We start from the raw sequence: 14,158 nt of genomic DNA on the forward strand, positions 1-14,158 counted from the left end.
ACATGAAGGCCCGGCCGCATCGCATGGCAACATGAACCCGAACGAGGGAATGGTGAAAGAAGAACGCATCAGAGGCGGCCTGGCAATTTCCATCATTGCGATCGTGTGCGCCGAAGTGCTGCACCGGATCAGCGACGCCGGTTTCCTGCAAGATGGTCACGTGTCTCGCGTCCTGAAGATTCTTCAGTACGCCGCAAGCACGTTGGGATACCCGACGGTCTTCTTCCTTCTCGGCATGAGTACGCTAGCGTGTTTGCAACTCTCTCGCGCTGCGCTGCTGAAATCAATCGCCCTGGCCGTGCTCTATCCCTATCTGCTGTGGTCGATATTGCAGATGGCTGTGCAGTGGCTCGTCGCGGACTATAAAGACTACGCCGCCGAGCAGTTCGAATTGACTCGTCTGGCATCGGCACCCGTTGGGCAATTCTGGTTTCTTTACGCGCTGTTCATCTGTCAGATCGTCGCGTGCATCACCGTATGGCCACGGCCCACAAAGGTCCGATGCGCGTTGACGGTGGCAAATCGCGGCCTGATTGCCGCGATGATCCTCGTCAGTGCCACCGTCGCGATACGAAGCCACTTGGGCATTGTCACAATGACGTGTTGGGGCCTTGTCTTCTTTCTGTCCGGCGTGCTGCTCGCCTCGCGGTCCGACCGGCAAAGCGGCAACGCCTCTGGCCTTCGCGTCGCGTTGGTATCGGGAATCGCATTTGCGGCCGCCGCGATCATGGGGCAACGTTCAGGCCACTATCTGAACTTATATTCTCTGCTGACAAGTTTTCTGGGTATCGCGGCGGCCCTTTCGGTTGGACGGTGCCTGCCGATATGGCGAACGTCGCGCTGGATCGCGTCGATCGGCTCCTCGTGGAAGCCGGTCTACCTCCTGCATGTGTTCGCAACCGCGTTGGTCTGGAACGCGTTGCTGGCCCGCGGCATCAGTCAGCCACTTGTCCACTTCGTGCTCGGGAGTGCGGCCGGTTTGGCGTTACCGATAGCGATCTATCTGATAACGAAGCGCCTTGGAATCGCGAGTTGGGCAGGCTTCGATGAGCTTGCGGCAGTGCGGAGCGAAGGCACGCCGTTTTCAGGCGCCGCTCCGCGGAGTCCTGACAAGGCCGCAAAGTCACGTGCGTGACTTTGGTCATTGGGACAGTCGTGTCGGCGTCAAGCAGGAGCGCTGCTTCACTGACACGTTGTGGCCTTTCACCGGCGTAAGACAGGGCACGCACCAATCCGGCGCATGTCGACGCCTCAACTGAGTGCATTGCTCGTTCTCCCGTCCCGCCAGCCCATGCTGCACCGCCATGGCACATACCTTGCATCGCCATTCCCCACGATGCTGCCGCGTCCTGACGGCAGCCGACCGGCTCGTCGCCACCACCGCTCACAGAACATGACTCGATCGACTCTTCGCCCCGCGCGTCGCGCCTGGCTCGCCGCACTGCTGCTCTCGCCCGTCCTCGCCGTCAATGCGCCCGCCGCTCACGCGGATACGCTCGATAACATCGCCAAGGCGGGTGTGCTCAAAGTCGCCGTGCCGGAAGACTATCCGCCGTTCGGTTCGGTCGGCGCGGACATGAAGCCGCAAGGCTACGACATCGACACCGCCGCCCTGCTCGCGAAGTCGATGAACGTGAAGCTCGAACTCGTGCCGGTCAATAGCGCCAATCGCATCCCCTATCTGCAAACTGGCAAGGTCGATCTGGTGATCTCGTCGCTCGGCAAGACGCCGGATCGCGAGAAGGTGATCGATTTTTCGACCGCCTATGCGCCGTATTACCAGGGCGTGTTCGGTCCCGCCGATATCAAGGTCAGCGGCCCCGCGGATCTGACCGGCAAGACGGTCGGCGCAACCCGCGGCGCGCTGGAGGAAATCGGTCTCACGCAAATGGCGCCGAACGCGACCATCAAGCGCTTCGAGGACAACAACGCGACTATCGCCGCGTTCCTGTCGGGACAGGTGCAGTTGATCGCCGCGGGCAACATCGTCGCGGCCGCGATCCTCGCGAAGAATCCGCCGCGCCGTCCGGAACCGAAGTTTGTCATCAAGAATTCGCCGTGCTTCGTTGGCATGAACAAGAACGAGCCACGCCTGCAGCAAAAAGTGAACGCTGCCATCGTGCAAGCGAAGCAGGACGGCACGCTCAACACGATGTCGAAGAAGTGGTTCAGCGCGCCGCTGCCGGCTGATCTGTAAGCGCGCCGTTAGCCGAACTTGATACCGTGACTGGCTTATCCGGCATTGCACTCGTCATGGACACATCCCGTGCAGCGCACGCGATCGCGGCCATGACGCGCAGCGTCTATCATTGTCGCGGCCGGTCCCGCCCGGGATCGTCACAACGACCGTTGCAACCCTACGCACTCATTCGATGAAGCTGACACCTCGCGAGAAGGACAAGCTGCTGATCTTCACCGCCGCACTGCTTGCCGAACGGCGCCGTGCGCGCGGCCTCAAACTGAACTATCCGGAAGCGATCGCCTTCATCACCGCCGCGCTGATGGAAGCGGCTCGCGACGGCAAGACCGTCGCCGAGGTGATGCACTACGGCACCACCCTGCTCACCCGCGACGACGTCATGGAAGGCGTGCCGGAGATGATTCCCGACATTCAGGTCGAAGCCACGTTCCCCGACGGCACCAAGCTCGTCACCGTTCACCATCCGATTCCCTAATCACCGAAATCACATAAGGCAGCCCCAGATGATTCCCGGCGAACTCCTCATCGACGATGGCGAACACGAACTCAACGCGGGCCGCGCCACCGTCACGGTGGTCGTGTCGAATACCGGCGACCGTCCGGTGCAAATCGGCTCGCACTATCACTTCTATGAAGTGAACGAGGCGCTCGCGTTCGATCGCGAAGCCGCGCGCGGGTTCCGGCTGAACATCGCGGCGGGCACCGCCGTGCGCTTCGAACCCGGCCAGGAGCGCACCGTCGAACTGGTTGCATTGGCGGGCGATCGCGTCGTCTACGGCTTCAACGGCAAGGTGATGGGCAAGCTGTGAGGCCCCTCCCTCTCTCGTCACGAGCCCAGATCGCCCTGTTCATTTCCGGACCCACACCATGACCTTACGCATTGGCCGCCGCGCGTACGCGGAAATGTTCGGCCCCACCACCGGCGACCGCGTGCGCCTCGCCGACACTGAATTGCTGATCGAAGTCGAGCGTGACTTCACCACCTACGGCGAAGAAGTGAAGTTCGGCGGCGGCAAAGTGATTCGCGACGGCATGGGCCAGTCGCAGCGCGTGCATGCCGACGTGGTCGATACCGTCGTGACGAATGCCGTGATTCTGGATCACTGGGGCATCGTCAAGGCCGACATCGGCATCAAGGACGGCCGCATCGCCGCGATCGGCAAAGCGGGCAATCCCGACATCCAGCCGAACGTGACGATCGCGATCGGCGCCTCCACCGAAGTGATCGCGGGCGAAGGCCTGATCGTGACGGCGGGCGGCATCGACACGCATATTCACTTCATCAGCCCGCAGCAGATCGAGGAAGCGCTCGCGAGCGGTGTGACCACCATGCTCGGCGGCGGCACCGGTCCGGCCACGGGCACGAACGCCACGACCTGTACGCCGGGTCCGTGGCATCTCGAACGCATGCTCCAAGCCGCCGACGGTTATCCGATGAATCTCGGCTTTCTCGGCAAAGGCAACGTGAGCCAGCCGCAGCCCGCGCTCGAACAGATCGCCGCGGGCGCCATCGGTTTGAAGTTGCACGAGGACTGGGGCACCACGCCGGCGGCGATCGACAACTGTCTCTCCGTCGCCGACGATACCGACACGCAGGTCGCAATCCACACGGACACGCTGAACGAAGCGGGTTTCGTCGAAGCGACCGTGGCCGCGTTCAAGGGCCGCACGATCCACACGTATCACACGGAAGGCGCGGGCGGCGGCCACGCGCCGGATATCATCAAGGTGTGCGGCGAAGCGAACGTGCTGCCCTCCTCGACCAATCCGACGCGCCCGTACACTGTCAACACGCTCGAAGAGCACCTCGACATGCTGATGGTGTGCCATCACCTCGATCCGTCGATTGCGGAAGACATCGCGTTCGCCGAATCGCGCATTCGCCGCGAAACGATTGCCGCCGAAGACATCCTGCACGATCTCGGCGCGCTGTCGATGCTGTCGTCGGATTCGCAGGCCATGGGCCGAGTCGGCGAAGTGATCATCCGCACGTGGCAGACGGCGCACAAGATGAAGGTGCAACGCGGCGCGCTGCCAGAGGACAATGCGCACCACGACAACTTCCGTGCGAAGCGCTACGTCGCCAAGTACACGATCAACCCGGCGATCACGCACGGCATCGCGCATGAAGTCGGCTCGATCGAGCCGGGCAAGTGGGCTGACCTGGTGTTCTGGGAACCGGCGTTCTTCGGCATCAAGCCGTCGCTGATCCTCAAGGGCGGCATGATCGCCATGGCGCAGATGGGCGATCCCAACGCGTCGATTCCGACGCCGCAGCCGGTGCATTATCGCGAGATGTTCGCGACGCGCGGCGGCGCATTGGGACGCACGTCGCTGACCTTCGTCTCGCAGATCGCCGCCGATGCCGGCGTCGGCGAACGCTACGGCCTGAACAAGCGTATCGTTGCGGTCAGGAACTGCCGCAACATCTCGAAGGCAGACATGATCCACAATGCGTGGCGCCCGGCGATCAGCGTCGATCCGGAAACCTATCAGGTGATCGCCGACGGTCAGTTGCTGACCTGCGAACCGGCCACCGTGCTGCCGATGGCGCAACGCTACTTTCTGTTCTAAATCATGCGCACCATCGACAAACTCATCGCGCCGCATCTGAAGCTCGCACCCGTGCTGGTCAAGCGCGCACCGACCCTGACGCTGGCGTTCGACGACCGGCGCAAGAGCCGGCTCGCGGCCACGCTCGATAGCGGCGAAGAAGTCGCGCTGCTGCTGCCGCGCGGCACTGTGCTGCGTGAGGGCGACGTCCTGGTCGCCGACGACGGCGGCCTCGTGCGCGTCGTCGCCGCGCCGGAAACGGTGCTCTACGTGCGCGCGAAAGATGCGTTGACGCTCACGCGCGCCGCCTATCACCTCGGCAATCGCCACACGCCGGTGGAAGTCGGTGCGGACTATCTGAAGCTCGAATACGATCCGGTGCTGGCCGACATGCTCAAGCGCATCGGCGCGACGGTCGATCAGGTCTCGATGCCGTTCCAGCCGGAATCCGGCGCGTATGGCGGCGGCCATAAGCATGGTCACGACGAAACCTTCGCCGAAGACTATGCGCTCGCGCAGCAGGTGTTCGGCGAGCATCATGGGCATGAGCATTCGCATGACCATGAGCATGGGCATAGCCACGCGGCGCAAGGGCATGCGCATTCGCACGGCCATGAGCACGGCCATGAGCACGCGCACGATCATGACCACGATCACGGCGATCACGTCCACGACGAATCGTGCGGTCACGGGCATCACCACCATCATGCGCATCGCTGAACTGACGGCGCTGCTGCATCTTGCGTCGCCGGCGCTGCCGATTGGCGCTTTCAGCTACTCGCAGGGTCTCGAAGCGGCCATCGAAGCACAACTGATCACCGATGCCGACTCCGCCCGCGAGTGGATCGCCAGCGGCTTGACCGACGTGCTCGCGCACGCCGAACTGCCTTTCCTTGCGCATCAGATGGAACGCTGGCGCACGCATGACGCCTCGGCCCTCGCGCACGCCAACAGCGAATTCCTGGCGAGCCGTGAATCCGCGGAATTGCGCCGCGAAACGGAACAAATGGGCTGGTCGTTGCGGCAGCTGTGCGTATCGCTCGAATGGGGCGATGCCGAGCGACGCGCGACGCTCGCCTCGATGACGCCGCTCGCTCAACCCACCGCGTTTGCCTTCGCCGCCTACGCCCACGACGCAGCCGTCGACGCCGCCCTCGCCGCCTACGCCTTCAGCTGGGTGGAAAACCAGGCGGCCGCCGCGTTGAAGGCCGTGCCGTTGGGCCAGCTCGCCGGTCAACGCATCATCGTCGCGTTGCGCGAGCCGATCGATGCCGCCGTCACGCGCGCCATGGCCACGTCGCCCGAAAACATCAACACCTTCGCGCCGCAACTCGGCATTCTCTCGGCGCGTCACGAGTCGCAGTATTCGCGGCTCTTTCGCTCATAACACGAACTACCATGAACGCACCTCATCATCCTGCCCATTCGTCCGTCCGCACGAAGAAACTGCCGCCGCTGCGCGTGGGCGTCGGCGGCCCGGTCGGCTCGGGCAAGACCACGCTGCTCGAAATGCTCTGCAAGGCGATGCGCGAACAGTACGACCTCGTCGCCATCACCAACGACATCTATACGAAAGAGGACCAGCGTCTGTTGACGGTAGCGGGCGCGTTGCCGGCTGAACGGATCATGGGCGTCGAGACGGGCGGCTGTCCGCACACGGCGATTCGCGAGGACGCGTCGATCAATCTCGAAGCCGTCGACCGCATGCTGACGCGTTTTCCCGATGCCGACATCGTGTTCATCGAATCGGGCGGCGACAACCTCGCGGCGACGTTCAGTCCGGAACTGTCGGACCTGACGATCTATGTGATCGACGTGGCGGGTGGCGAGAAGATTCCGCGTAAAGGCGGCCCCGGCATCACGAAGTCCGATCTGCTGGTGATCAACAAGACGGACCTTGCGCCGATGGTCGGCGCGAATCTCGAAGTGATGGCGTCGGACGCGAAGAAGATGCGCGGTGAGCGGCCCTTCGTGATGTGCAATCTGAAGGCGCTCGACGGCTTGGATGTGGTGGTGAAGTTTATCGAGGAGAAGGGGTTGTTGAAGGTGTAAGGCGCGGGCGCGCGTGCCGCGTTTGCGCCCACGCTCTCACTCCCCCTCCGGCAACAACGCCATCAACACATCCACGGTCCGCGCCGTCGCGCCGCGATGGCGCGCCGCGAACGCCGACGCTGCGCCGCCCATAGCCAGCCTGCGCGCCTTGTCGCCAAACAGTTCACGCAACGCGCGCCCCAGATCGGCCGGATCTTTCACCTGCACGGCGGCGCCCGCCGCCACGGCATCCGCGGTGGCTTGCGTAAAGTTGAATACGTGCGGGCCGATCAGCACCGGGACACCGACCGCGCACGCCTCGATCAGGTTCTGCCCGCCCAACGGCAACAGACTGCCGCCGATGAACGCCAGATCCGAAGCGGCATAGTAAGCGCCCAATTCGCCCATCGAATCGCCCAGCAGCACGTTCACGCGCGCAGGCAGCGCAGGCACGCCGCTGCTTGCCGCCGATGCCACGTTCGCATCCGGCGCCCACGCCGAGCGGCGCTCGAGCCGTAGCCCGGCCTTCTCGACCAGCCCCGCCACTTCGTTGAGACGTTGCGGGTGACGCGGCACGAGAATCAGCAGCGCGTTGTCGATACCGAGCGCCGCGAACGCCTGCAGCACCAGTTCCTCTTCGCCTTCGCGCGTGCTCGCCGCGACCCACACTGGACGCGCGCCGATCGCCGCGCGCCATGCATGCCCGCGCGCCGCCAGCTCCGGCGGCGTGCTCATGTCGAATTTCAGATTGCCGAGCACGGCGGCGTTGCGCGCGCCGAGCGCGGTCAGCCGCTCGGCATCCGATGGACTCTGCGCCAGCACGCGCGCAAAGCCGCCGAACACGTCCTTGGTCGCACTGCCGAACTTGGCCGCGCGCTTGTACGAGCGCGCCGACATCCGCGCATTGGTGAGCACCAGCGGCACATCCGCGCGACGGCATTCGTCGATCAGCGTCGGCCACACTTCGGTTTCCATCACCAGACCGAGCGACGGCCGCCACGTCCGCAAGAACCGCCGCACGGCATGCGGCATGTCGTACGGCAGATAGCTGCGCAACACGCGGTCGCCGAAAATCTGCTCGCCGGTGGCGCGCCCGCTCGGCGTCATGTGCGTCAGCAGAATGCGTGCGTCGGGACGCGCCTTCATCAACGCGTCGATCAGCGGTTGCGCGGCGCGCGTCTCACCCACGGACACCGCGTGCACCCAGATCAGCGGGGCATCGTCTTCAGGCAACCGGCCGCGCGAGTAACCGAACCGCTCACCGATATGCTCGCGATAGCCGCGTTCCTTGCGCGAGCGGATCATCAGGCGCAATACCGCCAGCGGCGCGATGATCCACCAGAGCGCGTGATAGATCGCCCTCAGCATCGGCGCTCCGTCCGACTGAAGGAACCAGCCAACGCGCAGAGCGGAATCGGCAAATGGAGGGGCGCGGCGCTCAAACCAGCGCCCTGCCCTTCAGGCGCTCGAGAATGCCGAGCGGCGCGCATTCCGGTTGCGCCATCGACTTGACCGGCAGGAAGAAGGTCTGCTCCAGCATGAACTGGCCGGACATCACCGCGTGCGAAGTCTGATCCGAGAAACACACCCACACGCTGCCGGGCGGAAACGGCATGGTCTCCTGCGGGCTCGACTTCTGATAGTCGAGATCGGCCTTCATGCCGTCGTGCAGATGCAGCATCAGATGGTCGTACTCGCTGCGCGGCGACTTGGTCACGTGCAGCAGGTTCAACAGCCACGCCGCGCCCGGCATCTGCGGCTTGATGCGCGGCAGGAAGCGTTTGGCCATGTCCTCGAACGGTTCGCCGACACGCCATACGCGCGGCGCGCCATGCGGATTGACGTTGGTGAACACGCGCAGAATGCGCTCGCCGTAGTTCGGCCGCGAAGGAAAGGCGTCCACATGCAGACGGCTATCGTCTTTGCGCCATGACGTCTCGCGCGTTTCCACCTGATGCAGCCGCAGGCTGGTCGGCGCCACGCGCAGCCTGCCGTTGTATTCGGGAAAAAGCCCGTCGACCAGCGTGCGCGCATTGGTCTGATAACGCGCGATCAACGCGCGCACGGCGGATTGCGTAACGGCGTCGCCGGCCACGCCGTGCAACGCGCCGCCATTGGGTTCGAGGCTGATGTTCTTGCGGCTCGGATCGGCGAGCGCGGGGTCGAGCAGCGCCTGTTCGCCGCCTTCGATCGCGAAGCGCAGATTGGGGAAATACAGCACTTTGCCGCGTTCGACGCCGGCAAGCAGCGTCTCGCGCGGCACGGACAGATTGCGTCCGTGCCAGTCGGCGTTCGCTACTTCGATGATCTGGGTTTCGTTCATGGTCGCCCTTGAAAACGGTTGGAGCGCAAGGCGAAGCGCCCCGGACGGGTCATAGCAGGCCGAAGCCCGCGAGTGCCGACTTCACCTGTTGCAGCGTGGGCGGCTGTCCGGCCGTGCCGAGATTGACGACGTCCGGCGACCAGTAGCCGCCAGTACGCCACGCAGTGGAGAAATTGTACAACTCGACCGTGGGCCGCTTCAGCGCCGCGGCGATGTGAACCAGACCTGTGTCAACACCGACCGTGGCGGCCGCGCCTTCGATCAGGCCGACCACCGCCGGCAACGAGAGCTTTGGCGGCACGATGGCCGCCGCACCGAATTCCTTGGCGAGGCGCTCGCTGGTGGCGCGCTCCTCCTCGCTGCCCCACGGCAGCACGATCGACGCGCCGCGCCGCACCAGCGACTGCCCCAGTTCGATCCAAGCGGTGTCGGGCCACTGCTTGTCGGCGCGCGACGTGGCGTGCACGAACACGACGTACGGCACCGGCAGATTCAGATTCGCCTCCGACAAAGCCAGCGCGGCGCGCCCGGTGTCGATGCCGAAGTCGATGTCGTCGGTGGGTTGCGGCGGCGGGTCGTCCAGCGCCGCGGCCACCAGTTGGCGCGTGCGCTCGACCACATGGGTGCGCGGCGCGATCGGCACGCGCTTGTCGTAGAAGAAGCGCACCGGCCATTCGAAGCCCGCGCCGTCGGTGCGGTTCGCAAGGCCGGCCAGCGGCCCGCGCGCCATGCTCGCGACCCACGCGGTCTTGATAAGCCCCTGGCAGTCGATCACGAGGTCGTAGTGTTCGGCGGCAAGCGCGCGGCGGAAAGCGCCGATCTCGCGCCAGTTGTCGACCGACAGAATGCGCTTGCGCCAGCGCCGCAGGGACACGGGAATCGCCCGCCGCACGCCGTTCACGAGTTGCACGAGGCCCACGAAGCTTTCTTCGACCAGCCAGTCGATCTGGGCGTCGGGATGGCGGCGTCGGATGTCGGCGATCACCGGCATGTTGTGAACGACGTCGCCCAATGACGACACCCTCACGATCAGTATCTTTTGCACGCTCAAGAGTGGGAAAACCGGCTATCCGGCCCGAAGATGCGTTGAGAGAGCCCCCGAACCCCGGTGGGCGATGAGAAAACCTAGGGCGGCCCGGCGTTTTCTCGCGAGGACGGCAATTCTAGCGCGTTACATGTAAATGGCATGAAAAAACGCGGCGCGGTAAGAGCAACCCGCGCCGCGTTCGACGGCCACCGCGGTTCGAACCGAACCGCGGCGCCGCTCATGCGTTTAGAACGGCAGCTTCGCGTCCGGCTTCTCCGCCATGATCACACGGCGGAAATCTTCCTGGATGCGCTTGAGCGCCGCGTCGTTATCGGCTTCGAAACGCATCACCACGACCGGCGTAGTGTTCGACGAACGCGCGAGGCCGAAGCCGTCCGGATACTCGACGCGCAGGCCGTCGATCTTCACGACGTCGTCCGCGCCGGTGAACTTGGCGTTTTGCTGCAGGCGCGCGATCAGTTCGAAGTTTTCGCCTTCTTCGAGCTTCAGTTGCAGTTCCGGCGTGGAGTTCGAGTTCGGCAGCGAGTTCAGCAGCTTGCTCGGGTCTTCCACGCGCGTGAGGATTTCGAGCAGACGCGCGCCCGTGTACAGGCCGTCGTCGAAACCGTACCAGCGGTCCTTGAAGAACACGTGGCCGCTCATTTCGCCCGCCAGCGGCGCGCCGGTTTCACGCAGCTTCGCCTTGACGAGCGAGTGGCCGGTCTTCCACATGAGCGGCTCGCCGCCCTTGTCCTTCACCCACTTGGCCAGGTTGCGCGTGCACTTCACGTCGTAAATGATCTGCGCGCCCTTGTTGCGCGACAGCACTTCTTCGGCGAACAGCATGAGTTGGCGGTCCGGATAGATGATCTGGCCGTCTTTGGTGACCACACCGAGGCGGTCGCCGTCGCCGTCGAACGCGAAGCCGATTTCAGCGTCCGTTTCCTTCAGCGCGCGGATCACGTCCTGGAGGTTTTCCGGATGAGCCGGGTCCGGGTGATGGTTCGGGAAGTTGCCGTCGATCTCGGTGAACAGTTCGACCAGTTCGCAGCCGAGCTTCTTGAACAGCAGGGGTGCGAGGCCGCCGGCCACGCCGTTGCCGGTGTCCACCACGATCTTGATGGGACGCGCGAGCTTGATGTCGCCGGCGATACGCTCGAGATAGGCGTCGGCGATGTCGTACTCGGTGTACGTACCGCTACCTTCGGAGAAGTTCTCGTCGACGATGCGCTGATGCAGCGCGAGAATCTGTTCGCCGTAAATCGCCGCGCCGCGCAGGACCATCTTGAAGCCGTTGTAGTCCGGCGGATTATGACTACCCGTCACGACGATGCACGAATCGACGCGGCGCTCGCCGCCGTCGAGCTGCAACGGTACGCTGGCCGCGAAGTAGCCGACCGGCGTGGGCACCATGCCCACGTTGACCACGTCGACGCCGGCCGCACGCAGGCCGTCCGACAACGCCTGGACCAGTTCGGGGCCCGACAGGCGACCGTCACGCGCGACCACCACGGCGTCGCCGCCTTGCGCCCGCACTTCGCTGCCAAACGCGCGGCCGATCGAACGCGCTGCATCGGCGTCGAGCGTCTTGCCGATTACACCGCGAATGTCATACGCCTTGAAAATAGATTTGGAGATCATGTTGGCTCACTTGCGTGCAATGGAAAATTTTGACCGGCGCACCGCTGATGAATCGGTAAAACACAGCGATGCGCCCTTGCCGGAAGCGATCCGGTTCCAACTTATAATTGCGCTTTTCGGACCAGCCTTATAGCACCATTCTAATGCTTAGACGCCCTCCAAATGTAAAGTTGCCGCGACAGTCGGCTGGGTGGGCAAACGCGCGCACGCCGCTCGGGTCATGCGCGCCGCTCGCGCTCACGGCGCCGCCGGCATGCCCGGCGCAAGCGGACCGGCGAGCGGCCAGAGGATGCTGACGCTCAAACGCTTCGCCAATCCGGACGTCACGCGCGCCTTCACGAATATCGTCTGGCTCGGGCTGGAGCGGCTCACGCAGATCGGCGTGGCGATCGTGATCAGCGGCATGCTGGCGCGCTACTTCGGGCCGGACACGTTCGGCAAATGGCAATACGCGAACACGCTGCTGCTGGTGCTCTCGCCCATTACCTGGGTGTGCGGCGCCGAGATTCTGGTGCCCACCATCGTCAACCGGCCGCCGGCGCAGCTCGGCACGGTGCTCGGCAGCGCCTTCGCGCTGCGCATTTCCGTGTCGGTCGCAGCCTTGCTGTTGACCTGGCTCGGCATCGCCCTGCACTTCTTCGAGCCGCTGGTCGGCGCCATGCTCGCCGGCCTCGCCGTGACCATGCTGTTTCGCGAACCGTTCGTCGGCGTGATCAACGCGTGGCTGCAAAGCATGACCTACAGCAAGCCGCAGTTGCTCACCAGCATGAGCACCGCGGTGCTCAAGGCCGCTCTGGTCTATCTGCTGGTGCGCGCGGCGGCCACGCCCGCGCGCTTCGGCTGGCTGTGGGCGCTCGAATCGGCGGCGATCGGCGCGGTCCTGCTGATCTATTACATGCGCCGGCATGGCGGCAAGCTTGGCTGGCATCTCGACCGTTCTCTGTTCAAGCACTTCGCGAGCGCCGGCACCGTGTTCTGGCTTGGCCTGATCTGTATGTATCTGTTCCTGAAACTGGACCGGTTGATGCTCGAACGAGCCATTTCCTTCGCTGATCTCGGACGCTATTCCGCCGCCCAGCAGTTGAACGAAAACTGGATCACGCTCGCCTTGATGCTCGCGCAGACCATTGCGCCCGCCTTCGTCTATCGTGTGCAGGAAGCCGCCCAGTTGCGCCGCAACATGTGGCGGCTCACCGCCATGACCGCGGCGCTGATGGTGAGTGGCGCGATCGTGCTGGATCTGCTCGCCGGACTGATCATCCGCCGTGTGTTCGGGCCGCAGTTCGAAGGCGCGATCGAGATTTTCCGCTGGGCCGTGTGGCTGTCGGTACCCGCCGGCATCGAGGCGATCGGCAATCTGATCGTGCTGAAATATCAGGCCAAGTTCGTGTTGCTCGCGAAGTGGCTGCTGGCGCTGGCCGTCGCGTTCGTAGTCAATCTGCTGGCCATTGCGCGACTTGGCGCGTACGGCGCGCTGGTGGGCCTCGCGGCCGGCTATCTGGCGGCCGCGTCGGTTAATCTTTATTACATTCGTTTCAAATTGCGCCCATGACGAACGCATCCGCCACCGCGCAAATGACTCTCGACGACGTCGCGGTCCTGATTCCCGCCTACAACGGCCAAGCCGACGTCGACCTCACGCTCGCGTCGTTCAGTGAAAGCGCGCCGGTGCACGTGTTGATCGTCGATGACGGCAGCTCGCCGCCGATCGTCGCGCCGGTCATCGCCAATATGAAGATCGAAGTGCTGCGCATGGCGCGCAACGGCGGGATCGAACGCGCATTGCAAACCGGCATCGACGCCCTTGCGCAGCGCGGCTTTCGCTATGCGGCGCGCATCGACGCGGGCGACCGCAGCGTGCCGCGGCGGCTCGCCAAACAACGCGTGTTCATGGAATTGCATCCGCGCGTGGCCGGCCTCGGCATGTGGACGCAGGTCGTCACCCGCGAAGGCAAGCCGCTCTTCATGCTGACGCCACCCGCTGAACCGGACGCGATCCGTCGCTTGCGCTTCTTCCGTTCATGCCTCGCGCATCCTTCGATGATGCTGCGCATCGACGCCGTGCGCGCGGTCGGCAACTACCGCGCCGAGTACCCCTCCGCCGAGGACCTCGATCTGTTCGTGCGGCTGATGGAGCGCTACGACTGCGCGAACCTGCCTGAGCTAGGGCTGTACTACGAACTGAACGAAGGCGGCATCAGCGCGACCAAACGGCGCCGCCAGGTGAGTTCGACGCTGCGGCTGCAACTGCGCTACTTCAACGCCGCCAATCTGTACGATTGGCTAGGCCTCGCCAAAAATCTGCTGCATCTGGTGACGCCTTACCGCGCGCTGCAGCGGATCAAACGCAGCCTGCTCACGCCGCGCGCCAGCCATTAAATCA

At 64.3% G+C, this 14,158-nt stretch carries 14 protein-coding genes; 10 read left to right on the forward strand and 4 right to left on the reverse strand.

The window, feature by feature from the left end; all coding sequences use genetic code 11:
- Nucleotides 1-31: 31 nt before the first annotated feature.
- From P0D80_RS09235 to ureG, 8 genes are all read left to right on the forward strand, one after another.
- Nucleotides 32-1,135, forward strand: coding sequence for an acyltransferase family protein (locus P0D80_RS09235; protein WP_408179413.1), 1,104 nt, complete (start codon nt 32-34; stop codon nt 1,133-1,135).
- Between the two features lie 258 nt (nt 1,136-1,393).
- Nucleotides 1,394-2,197 (forward strand): transporter substrate-binding domain-containing protein, encoded by an 804-nt coding sequence (locus tag P0D80_RS09240; protein ID WP_132375792.1) that lies wholly within the window; start codon nt 1,394-1,396, stop codon nt 2,195-2,197.
- Nucleotides 2,198-2,372: 175 nt separating this feature from the next.
- Nucleotides 2,373-2,675 (forward strand): urease subunit gamma, encoded by a 303-nt coding sequence (gene ureA, locus P0D80_RS09245; protein ID WP_011487082.1) that lies wholly within the window; start codon nt 2,373-2,375, stop codon nt 2,673-2,675.
- 28 nt (nt 2,676-2,703) lie between these two features.
- Complete coding sequence (locus P0D80_RS09250) at nt 2,704-3,009, forward strand: urease subunit beta (RefSeq protein WP_408179412.1); 306 nt, start codon at nt 2,704-2,706, stop codon at nt 3,007-3,009.
- Nucleotides 3,010-3,067: 58 nt separating this feature from the next.
- Nucleotides 3,068-4,774: an urease subunit alpha gene (ureC, locus tag P0D80_RS09255; RefSeq protein WP_132375796.1), complete on the forward strand. Its 1,707-nt coding sequence runs from the start codon at nt 3,068-3,070 to the stop codon at nt 4,772-4,774.
- Nucleotides 4,775-4,777: 3 nt separating this feature from the next.
- Nucleotides 4,778-5,473: an urease accessory protein UreE gene (gene ureE, locus P0D80_RS09260; RefSeq protein WP_408179411.1), complete on the forward strand. Its 696-nt coding sequence runs from the start codon at nt 4,778-4,780 to the stop codon at nt 5,471-5,473.
- Complete coding sequence (locus tag P0D80_RS09265) at nt 5,460-6,140, forward strand: urease accessory protein UreF (RefSeq protein ID WP_408283448.1); 681 nt, start codon at nt 5,460-5,462, stop codon at nt 6,138-6,140. The genes ureE and P0D80_RS09265 overlap by 14 nt, the downstream gene beginning before the upstream one ends.
- Nucleotides 6,141-6,151: 11 nt before the next feature.
- Nucleotides 6,152-6,805 carry an urease accessory protein UreG gene (gene ureG / locus P0D80_RS09270; protein ID WP_132375800.1) on the forward strand — a complete coding sequence of 218 codons (654 nt, stop codon included), beginning with the start codon at nt 6,152-6,154 and terminating at the stop codon, nt 6,803-6,805.
- Nucleotides 6,806-6,841: 36 nt separating this feature from the next.
- Here the strand turns inward: ureG and waaA are convergent, their stop codons facing one another.
- The 4 genes from waaA to P0D80_RS09290 all read right to left on the reverse strand — a co-directional run bounded on the left by waaA (nt 6,842) and on the right by P0D80_RS09290 (nt 11,775).
- Entirely contained in the window at nt 6,842-8,152 is a 1,311-nt protein-coding gene (gene waaA / locus P0D80_RS09275) for a lipid IV(A) 3-deoxy-D-manno-octulosonic acid transferase (RefSeq protein ID WP_408283057.1), read from the reverse strand.
- A gap of 70 nt (nt 8,153-8,222) precedes the next feature.
- The gene (kdoO, locus tag P0D80_RS09280; RefSeq protein ID WP_132375803.1) at nt 8,223-9,107 is read right to left on the reverse strand and encodes a Kdo hydroxylase KdoO; all 885 of its coding nucleotides are present in this window, start codon (nt 9,105-9,107) and stop codon (nt 8,223-8,225) included.
- Nucleotides 9,108-9,156: 49 nt separating this feature from the next.
- Nucleotides 9,157-10,152 (reverse strand): lipopolysaccharide heptosyltransferase I, encoded by a 996-nt coding sequence (waaC, locus tag P0D80_RS09285; RefSeq protein ID WP_408283060.1) that lies wholly within the window; start codon nt 10,150-10,152, stop codon nt 9,157-9,159.
- 228 nt (nt 10,153-10,380) lie between these two features.
- Nucleotides 10,381-11,775 carry a phosphomannomutase/phosphoglucomutase gene (locus P0D80_RS09290; RefSeq protein ID WP_132375807.1) on the reverse strand — a complete coding sequence of 465 codons (1,395 nt, stop codon included), beginning with the start codon at nt 11,773-11,775 and terminating at the stop codon, nt 10,381-10,383.
- 289 nt (nt 11,776-12,064) lie between these two features.
- On the opposite strand from P0D80_RS09290, the gene P0D80_RS09295 reads away from it, so the two are divergent.
- Both P0D80_RS09295 and P0D80_RS09300 read left to right on the forward strand, forming a co-directional pair.
- On the forward strand, nt 12,065-13,327 hold the full coding sequence (locus P0D80_RS09295; RefSeq protein ID WP_408283451.1) for an oligosaccharide flippase family protein: 1,263 nt from the start codon (nt 12,065-12,067) through the stop codon (nt 13,325-13,327).
- Nucleotides 13,324-14,154, forward strand: coding sequence for a glycosyltransferase (locus P0D80_RS09300; RefSeq protein ID WP_408283063.1), 831 nt, complete (start codon nt 13,324-13,326; stop codon nt 14,152-14,154). The genes P0D80_RS09295 and P0D80_RS09300 overlap by 4 nt, the downstream gene beginning before the upstream one ends.
- Nucleotides 14,155-14,158: the final 4 nt, after the last annotated feature.

It is taken from the genome of Paraburkholderia sp. RL17-373-BIF-A, from assembly GCF_046030175.1.
Taxonomy (GTDB): Bacteria; Pseudomonadota; Gammaproteobacteria; order Burkholderiales; family Burkholderiaceae; genus Paraburkholderia.

Bases quoted from the DNA above. Each gene is read 5' to 3' on its own strand.
- P0D80_RS09235 (WP_408179413.1), top strand. From the start codon at position 32: ATGAACCCGAACGAGGGAATGGTGAAAGAAGAACGCATCAGAGGCGGC.
- P0D80_RS09240 (WP_132375792.1), top strand. From the start codon at position 1,394: ATGACTCGATCGACTCTTCGCCCCGCGCGTCGCGCCTGGCTCGCCGCA.
- ureA (WP_011487082.1), top strand. From the start codon at position 2,373: ATGAAGCTGACACCTCGCGAGAAGGACAAGCTGCTGATCTTCACCGCC.
- P0D80_RS09250 (WP_408179412.1), top strand. From the start codon at position 2,704: ATGATTCCCGGCGAACTCCTCATCGACGATGGCGAACACGAACTCAAC.
- ureC (WP_132375796.1), top strand. From the start codon at position 3,068: ATGACCTTACGCATTGGCCGCCGCGCGTACGCGGAAATGTTCGGCCCC.
- ureE (WP_408179411.1), top strand. From the start codon at position 4,778: ATGCGCACCATCGACAAACTCATCGCGCCGCATCTGAAGCTCGCACCC.
- P0D80_RS09265 (WP_408283448.1), top strand. From the start codon at position 5,460: ATGCGCATCGCTGAACTGACGGCGCTGCTGCATCTTGCGTCGCCGGCG.
- ureG (WP_132375800.1), top strand. From the start codon at position 6,152: ATGAACGCACCTCATCATCCTGCCCATTCGTCCGTCCGCACGAAGAAA.
- waaA (WP_408283057.1), bottom strand. From the start codon at position 8,152: ATGCTGAGGGCGATCTATCACGCGCTCTGGTGGATCATCGCGCCGCTG.
- kdoO (WP_132375803.1), bottom strand. From the start codon at position 9,107: ATGAACGAAACCCAGATCATCGAAGTAGCGAACGCCGACTGGCACGGA.
- P0D80_RS09290 (WP_132375807.1), bottom strand. From the start codon at position 11,775: ATGATCTCCAAATCTATTTTCAAGGCGTATGACATTCGCGGTGTAATC.
- P0D80_RS09295 (WP_408283451.1), top strand. From the start codon at position 12,065: ATGCTGACGCTCAAACGCTTCGCCAATCCGGACGTCACGCGCGCCTTC.
- P0D80_RS09300 (WP_408283063.1), top strand. From the start codon at position 13,324: ATGACGAACGCATCCGCCACCGCGCAAATGACTCTCGACGACGTCGCG.